The organism is Flexilinea flocculi (assembly GCF_001192795.1).
GTDB lineage: Bacteria > Chloroflexota > Anaerolineae > Anaerolineales > Anaerolineaceae > Flexilinea > Flexilinea flocculi.
The window spans coordinates 255,323-270,138 of sequence record NZ_DF968179.1; the positions used below are offsets into that span (position 1 = coordinate 255,323).

The 14,816-nt window shown below is 41.3% G+C and carries 14 protein-coding genes; 11 read left to right on the plus strand and 3 right to left on the minus strand.

From position 1 onward, the window contains the following. The 4 genes from ATC1_RS01090 to ATC1_RS01105 form a co-directional block, all read left to right on the plus strand. The coding region (locus tag ATC1_RS01090; RefSeq protein ID WP_062277294.1) for an ABC transporter ATP-binding protein at positions 1 to 795 on the plus strand (795 nt) is incomplete at its 5' end. A 126-nt stretch (positions 796 to 921) separates the two neighbouring features. Beyond that, on the plus strand, positions 922 to 2,976 hold the full coding sequence (locus ATC1_RS01095) for a peptide ABC transporter substrate-binding protein (RefSeq protein WP_062277297.1): 2,055 nt from the start codon (positions 922 to 924) through the stop codon (positions 2,974 to 2,976). Positions 2,977 to 3,348: 372 nt separating this feature from the next. Next, positions 3,349 to 4,404: an ABC transporter permease gene (locus ATC1_RS01100; protein WP_062277300.1), complete on the plus strand. Its 1,056-nt coding sequence runs from the start codon at positions 3,349 to 3,351 to the stop codon at positions 4,402 to 4,404. 24 nt (positions 4,405 to 4,428) lie between these two features. Further along, complete coding sequence (locus tag ATC1_RS01105) at positions 4,429 to 5,472, plus strand: ABC transporter permease (protein ID WP_201777218.1); 1,044 nt, start codon at positions 4,429 to 4,431, stop codon at positions 5,470 to 5,472. Between the two features lie 258 nt (positions 5,473 to 5,730). Here ATC1_RS01105 and ATC1_RS01110 read toward each other — a convergent pair whose 3' ends face one another. Further along, a complete protein-coding gene (locus ATC1_RS01110; protein WP_062277307.1) occupies positions 5,731 to 6,285 on the minus strand; it encodes a PCC domain-containing protein in 555 nt (184 codons plus the stop codon). A gap of 535 nt (positions 6,286 to 6,820) precedes the next feature. On the opposite strand from ATC1_RS01110, the gene ATC1_RS01115 reads away from it, so the two are divergent. The 7 genes from ATC1_RS01115 (at position 6,821) to ATC1_RS01145 (ending at position 12,966) form a co-directional block, all read left to right on the plus strand. After that, entirely contained in the window at positions 6,821 to 7,285 is a 465-nt protein-coding gene (locus ATC1_RS01115; protein WP_062277309.1) for a hypothetical protein, read from the plus strand. Between the two features lie 9 nt (positions 7,286 to 7,294). Beyond that, positions 7,295 to 7,987, plus strand: a complete 693-nt coding sequence (locus ATC1_RS01120; RefSeq protein ID WP_201777219.1) for an aspartate/glutamate racemase family protein — start codon at positions 7,295 to 7,297, stop codon at positions 7,985 to 7,987. Positions 7,988 to 8,317: 330 nt separating this feature from the next. Beyond that, positions 8,318 to 9,475 carry an ABC transporter substrate-binding protein gene (locus ATC1_RS01125; protein WP_062277312.1) on the plus strand — a complete coding sequence of 386 codons (1,158 nt, stop codon included), beginning with the start codon at positions 8,318 to 8,320 and terminating at the stop codon, positions 9,473 to 9,475. A gap of 74 nt (positions 9,476 to 9,549) precedes the next feature. Then, positions 9,550 to 10,452: a branched-chain amino acid ABC transporter permease gene (locus ATC1_RS01130; RefSeq protein WP_062277316.1), complete on the plus strand. Its 903-nt coding sequence runs from the start codon at positions 9,550 to 9,552 to the stop codon at positions 10,450 to 10,452. Between the two features lie 12 nt (positions 10,453 to 10,464). After that, positions 10,465 to 11,499 (plus strand): branched-chain amino acid ABC transporter permease, encoded by a 1,035-nt coding sequence (locus tag ATC1_RS01135; protein WP_082174618.1) that lies wholly within the window; start codon positions 10,465 to 10,467, stop codon positions 11,497 to 11,499. Next, positions 11,496 to 12,275: an ABC transporter ATP-binding protein gene (locus tag ATC1_RS01140; protein ID WP_062277322.1), complete on the plus strand. Its 780-nt coding sequence runs from the start codon at positions 11,496 to 11,498 to the stop codon at positions 12,273 to 12,275. Before ATC1_RS01135 ends, ATC1_RS01140 begins: the two co-directional genes overlap by 4 nt. Beyond that, positions 12,259 to 12,966 (plus strand): ABC transporter ATP-binding protein, encoded by a 708-nt coding sequence (locus tag ATC1_RS01145; protein ID WP_062277325.1) that lies wholly within the window; start codon positions 12,259 to 12,261, stop codon positions 12,964 to 12,966. Before ATC1_RS01140 ends, ATC1_RS01145 begins: the two co-directional genes overlap by 17 nt. 362 nt (positions 12,967 to 13,328) lie before the next feature. Here ATC1_RS01145 and ATC1_RS01150 read toward each other — a convergent pair whose 3' ends face one another. Together ATC1_RS01150 and ATC1_RS01155 are read right to left on the minus strand one after the other, a co-directional pair. Then, complete coding sequence (locus tag ATC1_RS01150) at positions 13,329 to 14,399, minus strand: aminotransferase-like domain-containing protein (protein ID WP_062277328.1); 1,071 nt, start codon at positions 14,397 to 14,399, stop codon at positions 13,329 to 13,331. A gap of 40 nt (positions 14,400 to 14,439) precedes the next feature. Further along, positions 14,440 to 14,816 (minus strand): aspartate/glutamate racemase family protein (locus tag ATC1_RS01155; protein ID WP_236688097.1); only part of this gene is annotated, 377 nt, incomplete at its 5' end.

The following is a 14,816-nucleotide window of genomic DNA, read 5'->3' on the forward strand; positions in this document are numbered from 1 at the left end:
ATCCTGCAATTATATCGTCCGACCTCAGGCAGCGTATTTTTTGAAGGAGATGATCTGGCAAAACTGAAAGGGGAGAACCTGCGTCGGAAACGGCGTGATTTGCAAATGATATTCCAGGATCCCTATGCCAGTTTAAATCCGCGTATGACGGTTGGACAGATTATCGGCGAACCGATGGAAATCCATGGAACCTACAAAGGTGCAGCACAGACAAAACGGGTACAGGATCTTTTACAACTGGTTGGATTAAATGGCGCTTTTGCCAATCGATACCCTCATGAATTTTCGGGCGGTCAACGGCAGCGGATCGGAGTTGCACGCGCTCTGGCGCTGGAACCGAAATTGATTGTTTGTGATGAACCAATATCTGCACTGGATGTTTCGATCCAGGCGCAAGTTGTAAACTTATTAGAAGATTTACAGTCCACGCTGGGACTGACGTATCTTTTCATCGCTCATGACCTGTCGATGGTTCGGCATATCAGTGATCGGATTGCTGTAATGTACCTCGGTATCATTGTTGAACTGGCTGACCGGAATGAGTTGTATGCCAATCCGCGTCATCCATATACCCAGGCGCTGTTATCCGCAGTTCCGTACCCTGATCCGTTTGTCGAAGAAAAACGGAAAAGAATCATCTTGGAAGGCGATGTTCCCTCTCCGGTTAATCCGCCAAGCGGCTGCCGGTTTCGGACGCGCTGTCAATATGCCAAAGAGATTTGCGCTGAGGAGAAACCAGCTTTTCGGGAAATCTCAAAAGACCATTTTGTGGCTTGTCATTTTGATATTTCTTAAAAATATTGACTTCACCTGTTTCCTGGTCGTGAATACTGCCGTCTGATTCCCTTTATGAACATGTTCGGCAGTTTTTTCAAAAATTTGTGTAATACCAAATTTTATTCCTAAAGAGGAGGGAAAAAAATGCGTTCAAAGAATCTATTTATCCTGTTAAGTGTCATGTTGATTCTAAGTGTGGTTTTGAGTTCCTGCGCGAAACAAGCTACTCCAACCGCGGTTCCACCTACTGAAGCACCTGTTGTGGAAGAACCTACTGCTGAAGTTCCGCCCACGGAAGCACCTGTTGTGGAAGAACCTACTGCTGAAGTTCCGCCCACGGAAGCACCTGTTGTGGAAGAACCTACTGCTGAAGTTCCGCCCACGGAAGTTCCCGCAGTTGAAGAACCAGTCGCTAAAGAACCAGCTGAAAAGAAGATTATGACCTGGTCATTAGGCGAGACAGATATTCCGACGATTGATCCGGCTATTTCAACAGATACAAGTTCCAACCAGGTGAATATGCTGGTGTTTGCCGGTATTATGAATCAGAACGAAGTTACTGCTGAATTTGAAAATGGTCTGGCAACCGAAGTTACCAAGGGTGAAGTAAATGCGGATGGAACTGTGAAGTACACGTATAAACTTCGGACCGATATTCCATGGGTAAAATATAATGCTGAAACCGGCGAAGTAGAAGAAGTGAAGGATTGCGAAGGAAATGTCCGTTACGTAACCGCTAAAGATTTTGAATATGCCATTAAACGCACTGCAAATCCGGCAACTGCTTCCGATTATGCATTTATGGTGACTGGTTATATTGTAGGTGCAGCGGAATTCTATGCTACCGGTGCTGATGAAGAAGCTGCTGAAGCAGAAACAACTGAAGAAGCTTCTCCTGCTGACGTAGTGGAAAAGCCTAAAGCAACTGCAGATGATGTAGCTGTAAAAGCAATTGATGACGAAACACTGGAAATTACTTATCTGCGCGATATTGCGACCAACACCATGATTCCTGGATTGTGGGTGACCTATGCCGTTCCGCAATGGTTGATCGAAGGCGATGCCTGCACAGAGGCAATGGCAGATCGCTGGATCGACCCGGAAGTTGTTCAGACTTACGGACCGTATGCTGTGAAAGAATGGCTGCATGATGATCATCTGACAATCATAAAGAATCCTTTCTGGCCGGCAGACATTGCCAGTATTCCTCCGTCAAAAATCGACGAAGTTGTCTTCCGTATTATCAGCGAATCCGCCGGATTGGCAGAGTATGAATCAGGTAATTTGTTAGGTATGTACCAGGTTCCTGTTGCTGAAATGGATCGTATTAAAGCAGATCCGGTTATGGGTAAAGAACTTTCCATTGGACCAAACTTCTGCACTTATTTCTATGGATTCAATACGCAGGCTGAATTTGTTGACGATGCACGTGTACGCCGTGCCTTGTCGATGTCGATCGATCGTCAGTCCTTGATCGATAACGTCGTAAAAGGTGGCCAGATTCCTGCTCAATGGTTCTCACGTCCAGGTTTGGTTGCTGCTCCAACATTGGAAGAGTATCCGGATTTAGGTATCAAATATGATCCTGAGAAAGCCAAAGCTGAACTGCAATCCTACATGGATGAGAAAAAGATCACCGATCCTTCAGAAATTAAGATCGAATTAATGTTCAATACCAGTGAAAGCCATAATAAAATTGCTGTCGCTATTCAGCAAATGTGGAAAGATGTACTTGGTATTGATGCAATTGTCCAAAATCAGGAATGGGCTGTTTATCTGAAGACAATCCGCAGCGAAGCAACGCCGCAGGTCTGGCGCCTTGGCTGGTGTCAGGATTATCCGGATGCTGCTAACTTCGTTGATGATCAGGCTTCCTCCGGCGGTTCAAGCAATCCGACTGTGGATGGCTTAGCCGGTTCAAAACCGCAAGGTGGATTTATGTGGTATAACGAAGAATTCGAAAACCTGGTCAATCAGGCGCTCGTCGAGCCAGATACTGCAAAGCGGACTAAGCTTTATGCTGACGCTGAAAAAATCCTGGTTTATGATGATGCTGTAATGGCGCCGATCTACTGGTATACCAGTGTTCAACTTGCAAAGATGAATATTGAACGAACATTCTCTGTCATGGGCGGCAAGGAATCCTTTAATAAATGGGATATTCTTCCTGAAGGACAGGAACGAGCCGGAAACAAATAAGAAATCTTATTGATTTCCATCATAAGACAAGAAGGGGCTGGGCAATAACAGCCCCTTCAATAAATAATTAAGTAAATGGATTATTGTGGTCGAATTATAGCTATTCAAACATCCAACGAAGGGTTTGGGTTTACTATTTCAATCACGAAACAGAATGGAAATCGTTAATTAGAGCTATCCTAGACAGTTTTTATATCCCGAAATATATTGCCACGAGGTGATTCGCAGTAATATATTTTTGAATATGAAAATTAAAACGCGAAAACCTTATCCGGAGATAGTTCCCGAAAGACGATCGACTTTATTAGAACACTATCTTCAGAGATAAATTATCTGGACGATAGAAAAGTAAAAAGCATCGGAGGAATAATTATGGGGAGATATATCATCAGACGGCTTCTTTACATGTTTCTGGTAATCCTTGTTGTGTCAGTCATTACATTTGGCTTGATGCATTCGGTTCCCGGAGGCCCCTTTGACAAAGAAAAACCGCTTCCCAAAGAAATCATTGCAAATCTTGAAAAACGTTATCATTTAGATCAGCCTCTTCCTGTTCAATATCTGCAATATTTAAAAGATTTGGCAATCCCCCGCATCAGCACGACCAAATTTCCAAATTCTATTGATGCGGATGCCCTATTTAAGTTTAAAATCGGAAAATACTACGTACGTTGGGTGAATTTTGGACCGTCCTATTCATCACGATCCAGAACCGTTAATGATATGCTGCGGGATCAGCTTCCTATATCGATTCAATTAGGTTTTCTGGCTTTTTGTGTTGCTGTGGTGATCGGAATGCCGTTGGGTATTTTAGCAGCATTGAAACAAAACAGTTGGGTTGATTACACCAGTATGACCATGGCAATTTTCGGAGTATCTGTGCCAGTCATTGTATTGGGTCCGATTTTGGTATGGATATTTGGCGTGTCTCTGAAAGTCCTTCCAGTGACCGGTTGGGGCTCGAAACCTCCCTTTGCTTTCGGAATTTTCTCAACGACTCATGGTTGGAAATATTGGCAATATGCGATCATGCCGATGTTTGCGCTCGGTTTATCTTCTTCGGCATCCATTGCCCGGCTTACCAGAGCGAGTTTGTTACAAGTGATCCGCGAAGATTATATTCGGACTGCTCGTGAAAAAGGATTGCGCGAACGGAATATTGTTATTAAACATGCACTGAAAAATTCATTGATTCCTGTCATTACGATTATGGGACCGATGTTTGCCGGTTTGTTAACAGGTACTTTTGTTACAGAAACGATCTTTGGAATTCCAGGAATGGGTAGATATTTTGTCAACAGTATTACCAATCGGGATTATCCGGTGATTATGGGAACGGTTTTGATCTATGCGATATTTCTGGTACTCTGTAATTTAATTGTCGACCTGGTTTATGGATTTCTTGATCCAAGAATTCGTTTTGAATAAGCGGGTTGCTGAAAAACTGGAGGAATGATGGCAGTAGATTTAAGTGAAGCAGTAAAAAAATCCGGAAATGGCGGCAATCCATTATCTCAAAAATCAGAATCCCTGACTCGAGACGCAATTCGGCGTTTATTGAAAAACAGAGCGGCTGTGATTGGCGGTATCATTATTATTTTGCTTTACCTGATGATGATTTTTGCGGATAAAATCGCACCGTATGATTATGCAACACAAGTTTTGTCCGAACAAAACGCAGTACCGCCGTGGCTTACAAAAGTATTCCCTGTGATGGAATCCTATGCGAAACCACCTGTAGACAACCCGAATAAATACATTCTTGGTGCCGATTATGTTGGCCGTGATTTATTGAGCAGAATAATCTATGGTTCCCGAGTATCCCTGATCATAGCAATTATTGGACCTTTGATCAGTTTAATTATCGGTGTCTTGTATGGCTGTATTGCCGGTTTCTTTGGCGGCAGGGTCGATAATTTCATGATGCGGATTGTCGATATTCTTTATGCGTTTCCCGGTTTACTTTTTACAATTTTGTTAATGACATTTTTTAGAACAGCTTTATCAAAACCAGATCCTGGGACATTCGGTGAAGCGTTATCTTTTTTGGACAATAGCCTGGGTGGAATGCTGTTCATTATCATCGGCATAGGATTGACGGCATGGGAAACAATGGCGCGATTAACGCGCGGGCAGGTTCTTTCGATAAAAGAAAAAGAATTTATTGAGGCAGCTCGATCCATCGGAAGTACTGATAGGAGAATTATGTTTAAACATATACTGCCCAATATTATTGGACCGCTTGTTATCAGTGAAACACTGGCGATACCAGGGTATATTAATACTGAAGCATTTTTGTCTTTTATCGGATTGGGCGTGAATCCTCCAACTCCTTCCTGGGGCTCGATGATCTCAGATGGATCAAAAGTCGTTCGAACTTATCCCAATCAGACGATTTTTCCTGCTCTGATGCTGGCTTTAACGATGTTCGCTTTCAATTTTCTTGGAGATGGATTACGGGATGCGTTAGATCCGCAAATGCGCGGGAAATCATAATACGAATCTTAAAACGAAGAAGAGGGTGCAGATTCTGCACCCTCTTTCATTATTTTTTGTGAAATATTCCTGATACGAAAGCAGCATTTCGAAATAAGGGCATACTTTTCGAATGGCTTAAGAAAAGAATTGTCGTGGTTCATTTACGTTTTGCGCAAAATTACCACACGAACAATATATTTTTCCAAATTTCGAATTAAAGTTGAAGATGTTATTGCTTTACAAAACAGAGAAGATTTCCAAAAGTAATCATGGATCTTATTTTACGATATTGCGATAGAAATTTTCCGGATGGGTATATGCTTCACCAAAAACATCGACGGGTTTTAGAACTTCAATATCGAGGAGTTCTGTAACAAAACACTGCATACATCCTTTTACTCGTGTTCCTTCCAGTAAATGGCCTGCAATAGTTCCGCAATCCCATGCGCCGCCGGCGACAAAATGCATCGCAACAAAAGGTTCTTCCTTGCCGTCCGGAGTAGGACGTTGTCCTATCATACCGCCAATTGCACTGAGCATGGTCAAGTTCGTATTGGTTGCTTCACCTTCCAAATGCCAATTGTCCGGATGTACGGTATCGGGAACCCAGACATAATATCGACATGGTTGAAAACCGCCCATAAATGTTGCGTGTACTTTGCCAAAACGAATGTTTTGCTCTTTTGCAAAATTCTCAATTGCCAAGACCGGATCAGCGCCTGTCATTAAACGGATGATGAATTCACGTCCGCGTCTTGTTTCACAGCAATGATACTGTTCTGGCGAAGTGGCATCCTGTTGCCATGCTGGTAAATCTGATTGATTGTACATTTTTCCCTCTTTATTTTTATTTTGTAAACCGATTATACTATCAGCCAATAATTCGAAAATATAGGATGGTTAATTTATTGTTGCGTATTTTTTTTATTCTCCTCGTAAAACTGCACAAGCGTATCACTTTTTCGTAAGAAATTTCAATACATAACAATTTGACCATTTTAATAGTCCGAACTGTTTATTGACAACCCCTTTTGTCTTATGTAGAATACTTATTGGTTAAAATAGAAATCCAAACCAAGGAAAAAAATAATACAAGATGATAACAAAATTCAATCAGTTGGCGAACTGTATCAGTTTTTTGAATAAATCTGATCTCTTAGTTGCAGATATTTTGTTATTTAATCAATTACTTTCCGACAGTTTCCCTACCGTCCAAATTATTCGAGTTCGTCTTAAGCAATAGCTGCCTTTTCAGATCAGGCAAACTCTGGTTTGCTCGTGTTTTGATTTTAAACACTTGTTCTTAGTGGTGCGCTTATTTATTTTAATGGATGACAAATTAGGATTTATATAAAGAGGCAATATCGTGGCAATTTCTTATCGTGTAGATCAGATTTCTTTTGAATTAGGCATGATTAATAGTTTTATCGAAATGGTAGCATGCGGTGTTAAAAAATTGGCTATCAGTCCTCCGATTGAACCGCAAAATTTGGAATTGCTTGTTCAGGCTTCGAAAGAAATCAGCGAAGGTTTTGGGACCAGATATTATGTTGAACAATCGCTGTTGATTACCGATATTCAGAGTGCAGAATTTACCAAAGGGAAAAATTCCATTTTATATTATGCAAAAGAGCAATACATTCAGGAATACTTATTGTTGAAAAAAAGAGTTGAGGAATTGGAAGCAAAGGGCTGTTATATCGGAGCTGAGCGCAGAGAAATTTCAGTGGCATTTGGCAAATTGTTAAGTTATCCCGATGACATTATTTTCAAACGCGTGGATAGTGTAGAGCGAATTAATCCTTTTGTTCTGCAATCGAAAGATAAATAGGTATCAGCTATGAAAATGCGTGATATAAAAATCTTGATCATTAATCCAAACAGCAATCAAATGATGACAGAAGCGATTCAACGAACCGCGGTTGCGTTTGCAGATGGTGACTTCATCGTTGACACTGTTTCCACACCGGGAGCACCCGAATTCATAGATTATTACATGGATGCTGCCAAAGCTGCGCCTGGAATGTTGAAATTGTTCAAGGAAAATGAAGATCAATATGACGGATTTGTCGTTGCCTGCCACAGTGATCCCAATTTGGATCTGTTGAAAGAAATTTCATCCAAACCGGTGGTTGGAATCGGCGAAGCATCGATGAAGCTGGCCACTATGTTAGGGCATTCTTTTTCAGTAATTTCAACTGCTGAACATTCAATTCCCAATAAACAGGCGATGATTCAAAATTACCATTTAGAGAAATATAATGCTTCTGTACGAGCGCCCAAAAATGAGCATACTTCACTTTCTGCAGAAGAGATATTCTTAAATACTGCAAAATCTGCGTTGGAAGAAGATCTTGCAGAAGTAATTGTGCTGGGTTGTGCGGGTTTAAGCGGATTGGATAAAAACCTGAGCCGTGAATTGGAAATTCCCGTGTTAGACAGTATTGTCAGCGCTTTAGTGATCGTAACCGGTCTTGTCAAGGCTGGCCTCTCAATCAGCAAAAAACGCAGATACAGTGGAATTCAAAATTAGGAATTCCTGGAAATTCCCGATATAAGTTATTTTTCTAGCGATTTATTTGTTTTATCGGATCCTGAAATTTCGGCCTTACTTGTCGAATTATGCAACAAAAAAGGAATTCGAAGGAATATTTGTAAATTGATCTAAATATCTATACAAAAATAGCATTGACCATTAAAATCTTATTGTATTTGTTTTATTATCTTAACAACTATACAGAATTGAAATGACAAGGTCAGATTGAAAACAGATATTGTGTGGTGCGAAAATCATAGTAGTCCATTAGAATCGTCGGAAAATTAAAACGATGATTTTAAAATTAAATAAAAGGAGAAATAAAAGATGAAGAAATTTGTGTTACTAATGGTAGTTTTATCGTTGTCACTTGTTATGGGAATTAGTGCAGTTTCAGCTGAAAAAACGATACCGGATGAAATTAATCTTGGTATGATCAGCACTATATCTGGTTCACAGGCAATTGATGGTCAGAATATGACTGACGCAATCAAATTAGTTCAAAAAGAGCTGGAAGAAAACGGTGGTCTTGATGTTGATGGCAAAAAAGTCAAGATTAACTGGATTATCGAAGACTGCGAAGCGAAACCGGAAATTGCAGTGAATGCAGCTCAAAAACTAATTGAACAGGATGGAGTTTTAGCCATTGTTGGTCCCAATAACTCTGGTGATACTATTGCTTCTGCGGAAATCAGCCAGGCAGCGAAAATTCCGCAAATTACCAATACTGGTACCAATGAAGCAGTTACAAAAGTCGGTGATTATGTTTTCCGCGCTTGTATCATTGATCCGTTCCAGGGAAAAGTTGTTGCTCAATTTGCTTATGAGAACCTTGGATTAAGAAAGACCGCCGTGATCTATGACAACGCTGACACATACAGTGCCGGACTTGACAAAGCATTTGTTGATGCTTTTGTTGCATTGGGTGGTGAAGTTGTTGCTAATGAAGCTTTCAGCGGCGCCGATGTTAAAGATTTCAGCGCACAACTCATCAACATTAAGAATGCCAATCCGGAAGCAGTCTTCGTTCCTGCACACATCGACAACATCCCACTGATTCTGCAGCAAATTCGCGGCATGGGTATCGAAGCAACCCTGCTCGGTTGTGACTCATGGGATTATGCAGCAATGCCGGAATTAGTTGGTTTGGATGTTATTGAAGGAGCCTATTATGTAACAGGATTCTCCCCTGATGCAGAAACCGCTGCTGATTTTGTGAAAGCATTTACTGACTTAGCCGGATATCGCCCAAGCTTTTGCTCCGCTATGGCTTATGAAGCTGCCCATATTGTTTTGAATGCGATTCAAAATGCTGAAACCATTGATGGGACCGGCATTCGCGATGCAATGATGAAGACCGAATTGGATCTTCCATCTGGCCATGTGACATTTGACGAATTCCGCAATCCAATTAAATCTGGAATTATTCTTCAGGTTCGAAATGGCGTTGCACAATATGTAGGTAGTGTTTCCCCTTCAAAATAATATCTATTGGTAAGAATTTTCGTCTGGCACAAGTGAAAACTTGTGCCAGATAGGTTAAGTCCTGAAGGAGGATAATGGAAAAATTTATTCAACTACTGGTTTACGGACTTCAGCTTGGAAGTATCTATGCCCTGTTAGCGATTGGATATACGATGGTGTTTGGTATTATCCGCATGATTAATATGGCGCACGGAGATTTCCTGATGATGGGCTCTTATGCCGTTTTCTTTATCGTAAGCCTTTTCTTTGCGGACCAAATGCTTGGACCTGCAATTGCTTTATTTGTCATTCTTGCAAGCGCCTCAATCACCGGTTTTATTGGTGTAGGCGTTGAAAGAATTGCGTATAAACCTCTGCGCAACAGACCGAAAATCTCCAGTATGATTGCCGCGATTGGCGTTTCGCTTTTCACACAAAACTTTTTCCGTGCTATTCCATTTATTGGTCCAAATCCCCGTACATTTCCGAAATTATTAAAAGATGTGCTTTTTTTTGTCGGACCAATTCAATTAAGCTTAGTGCGAATCGTTGTCATCATTCTGTCGATAGTCATTATGAGCGTACTCTATTTTATTATTATGAAAACGACAATCGGAATGGAAATGCGCGCAGCTTCTTGTGATAAAGATGCCTCTTCCTTGATGGGTGTCAATGTTAACCGTGTCATTTCTGCCACATTTTTTATCGGAGCAGGTCTCGCTGCAATCAGCGGCGCTTTTTATGCAAACAATTACCCTGTTCTGACAGTTACAATGGGCGCAACTTTAGGGAATAAAGCGTTTATTGCGGCAGTAATTGGTGGAATTGGTGATATCCGCGGGGCTGTTTTAGGTGGATTCATTATGGGTGTGATTGAAATTATGATTTCATCCGTTTATTCTGAATTGGCGTACGGTATTTCTTTTGTCGTTTTGATTATTATTCTGCTTCTTAAGCCGGAAGGTTTGCTTGGGAAGCCGATGATTGAGAAAGTATAAAGGGTGATGAAAATGAACTGGCTGCGAAAGAATTCGGAAGTAATCATTCTCCCTTTGATCTATGTAGTAATTTTCTTACTGCAGAAAAATAAAATTCTCAACAATTATATTATTCAGATTATTATGCTGGCTGGTGTCAACATCATCATGACCTTATCATTAAATCTGGTAAATGGTATGACCGGTCAAAACTCCATTGGACACGCCGGTTTCATGGCAGTAGGCGCCTATGTATCAGCATTGTTTTCAAAAATTATTTTCAGTGCTGCAACCATGCCTCCAGCATTGCAGACGGTTTTTTTCCTGCTTGCCACAATCGCAGGAGGTATTGGAGCTGCAATATTCGGTTTTTTGATCGGTATGCCGACATTGCGCTTGAAGGGGGATTATCTGGCAATCGTAACGCTGGGCTTCGGTGAAGTGATTCGGTCGATTATCCGGATTACACCGACGGTTGGTGCGGCTCGCGGTCTAACCGGTATTCCCAAATTGGCAAGTTTGTTCTGGATTTTTGTGTTTGTTACGATAACCATCTATGTCTGTCGTAATTATATGGATTCTGCCTATGGCAGAGGATGTTTGGCAATTCGTGATAATGAAGTTGCTGCTGATACGATGGGTATCAATACTTCAAAATACAAAGTCCAGGCTTTTGTCACTTCAGCTTTTATTGCGGGCATCGCCGGAAGTATGTATGCTCATACATTGCGCTATTTGCATCCGGATGTATTCAGCTACACAAAATCCACTGATTTTTTAGTCTATCTTTATGCAGGTGGTGTGGGCAGTATCAGCGGATCTATACTCGGTGCTTTTGTTCTGACGGCATTACCGGAAATCTTGCGCTTTATGAATGAATGGCGTCTGGTCATTTATGGCGGTTTACTGGTAGTCATCATTTTATTCAGACCGGTGGGTATGTTTGGCGGCAAAGAGTTCGCTTTCCTGAAGTTAAAGACCGGTGGCATTCGGCATATCGGATTTTCAAATTTATTTCAGCGAAAATCGAAAAAAACTGCCGTTGCTAATGAGGAGATTTCCCAATGAGCGTCTTAAAAGCGGATCACATTAGTATTCAATTTGGCGGTTTGAGAGCGGTTAATGATTTTTCGTTGGATCTTCAGGAAAAAGAATTATATTCAATCATTGGTCCCAATGGAGCAGGAAAAACGACTGTTTTTAATATGCTTACAGGAATTTATCAGCCAACCGAAGGCAGTATTTATATTGACGGGAAATTGATGGCTGGTTGTAAACCTTATCAATTCACTGCGGCGGGTTTGGCTCGTACATTTCAGAATATTCGTTTATTCCATGGCGCAACAGTATTGGATAATGTAAAAATGGCACACTCCTTTAAAACGGATTACAACTTCTTTAATATGTTGACCCGAACGGGAAAATACCACTCTGAAGAGAGACGCATTACTGAAAAATCGATGGAATTATTGGAGATGTTTGATCTTCAGGATAAAAAAGACTTTTTTGCGAATAATCTTCCTTATGGTGAACAGCGAAAGTTAGAGATCGTCCGAGCGCTCGCAACAGAACCTAAAGTCATTTTGCTGGATGAACCCGCTGCCGGAATGAATCCAAATGAAATTGACGATGTCGTGAATTTGATTCTGCGTGTACAGAAAGAATTAGGAAAGGCAATATTAGTTATTGAGCACCATATGAAAATGGTTATGAAAATTGCTGAGTATATTAAGGTTCTGGATTTCGGTGAGACAATTTCCGAAGGTACACCTGAAAAAGTGCAAAATGATCCCAAAGTCATTGAGGCTTACTTAGGAGGTCACGCAAATGCTTCTCGAAGTTAATGATCTGCATGTAAATTATGGCGCAATCAAAGCGGTCAAGGGGATTTCATTTTACGTTGAAAAAGGTGAAATTGTTACTTTGATTGGCGCAAATGGAGCCGGAAAAACAACCACACTACGTACGATCACAGGCTTGGAACATGCTGCATCGGGGACGATTCACTTTAAAGACAAAGATATTACCAACATTGCTCCTCATCGGATAGTCGAAATGGGTATTACGCATGTTCCCGAAGGAAGACGAATTTTCACAAATTTAACTGTCATGGAAAATCTAAAGATGGCAGCACTTCTGCGAAAAGATCCCGAGGGGAAAAAAGCATCTTATGAAGAAGTTTTCGAACTTTTTCCACGCTTAAAAGAACGTCGCATGCAGCCATCGATTACATTATCCGGTGGTGAACAGCAAATGCTGGCAGTTGGTCGTGCTATCGTTACCGGTGGTGATCTGGTTGTATTGGATGAACCTTCTATGGGACTTGCTCCAAAAATCGTCGATGAAATTTTTGAAGTCATCCAACGCATGAACCAAGAAGGTAAAACGATATTGTTGAATGAGCAAAATGCGTTTATGGCTTTGAGCGTTGCTAATCGCGCTTATGTTCTGGAAACAGGCAATATCACCATTGAAGGACCGGCAAAAGACTTATTGACTGATCCGCGTGTTAAAGAAGCATATTTGGGCAGTTAGCTCGGATAAAAGTAGATTAGGATTTGAGGTTGTGCAATTAATATCGAGTTCTTCGAAATAGAATCGATGGCTGCAGACTTTCTAACAATCAAGCCACAAAAAGCTTGTCTCACAAAAGCAGGAAGATCTTATTGGTCTGCCTGTTTTTTTTAACCAACAATATATTTTTTCTTTCTATTCAATAAATTCGTGCATATTTCGAATTGCTGAAATTTGGGGTAACTATCTGAGAAAAGATCTTAAATTTCATATTGATACAAAAAAACCGTTTTTCGATTGGGAAAAACGGTTTTTTCATTAATAATTTACCTGACTTATTGAATTTTCACTGAACAACAAGCGATCTGGAGGAATCGTTTTTATTAATGAACAATGATTTTTGTCAGGCTCTGCATTGCATTACGAATTTCTTCTGGTGTCAAACTGCAAAATGGGATTCTCAGGAAACGATCGCCATCTTGGGGATTCAAATAAAATCCACGGCCATCTGTCAGTTTGAAACCGGCTTCAGCCGCTGCGGGCAGTAACTTTTCCATGGAATTGCCTTCTGGAAGTGTTACGCCGACAAAGAATCCGCCTTCAGGACGAGGATAAACTGCATTGGGGAGGTATTCATTTAAAGTTTCTAGTAATGTATCCAAACGTGGTCGGTATAAATCGCAGAGTTTCTTCAAATTCGGCTCAAATGATCCTTGTTTGAGATATTCGAAAACCTGACCTTGTGTTGGTGTTACACTGCCGATGTACGTGTCAACTTCCCATGCAGTGATTCTCTTGATGATATCTTTCGGACCGTACATATAGCCCATGCGAAGTCCCGGTGCCAAAGTTTTAGAGAATGATGAAAGCGTGACGACATGATCAGGGGCAAATGATCGAATGGAAGGAACAGCTGTGCCATGATATCGAAGTTCACGGTATGGAGCATCCTCAATTACGAGGAAATTATACTCAACAGCCCATTTTGCAATCTGTTTTCGTTTTTCAAGACTGGTTGTTGTTCCCATTGGGTTCTGAAAATCCGGAATAATGTAGAACAACTTTGGAGCGTTTTTCTTTAACTCTTTTTCAAAAACGTCTAAATTAACTCCATCCGTTTCCAGCGGAATTCCGACAACATTTGCTCCGGATCGTTTTAATAATGTGTTGGCTCGGTCATACGAAGGGGATTCAATAAAAGCATAGTCACCGGCTTTCATTTCAGTCAGAGTGACAAATTGTAAAAGCTCCAGTGAACTGTTTCCCAATACGACCTGGTCATTATCAACTTCATGTTTTTTTGCCAGATACTCAACTAATGGAGGATAACCGGGTGCATGCAGGTATTGCAAAACTCGTTTACCATCTTCTCGTAAATTCTTTTCAGAAGCTCGAATCAGGTCTTCAATCGGGAAAACCTCAACTGGAGGAACACCACGTGTTAGATTAATCATATTGATAGTCCTTTCACTCTCAAAAATATTTTCAATATTTTTACTTAATTTCTTTAACCGGAGGGTAAGAAAAGCGACCGGCTTTGCTATGATGCAGACCCAAATCCACCAGCGCTTCAGCGACTTTCAGTGCCACTGAGCTGGGATCCAGAACGATCACACCCAATTCCCGTTCGATATCCTCCGCATATCCGGCAAGTCCGGCACAACCCAGCACAATCACTTCGGCGCGGTCTTCTTCTACAGTTTTCCGAGCCAGCTCAATAATGCGGGCTTTCGCTTTTGCGGGATCGGCATCCATTTCCAGCACGGACATGCCCAACACCGGTGAAGCAGCATAGGACTGAGACAATCCGCGGAAAGCGGTGTGCCATTCACGCGTGGGAACGCGGCGTTTCATGCCGGTCATGATGGAAA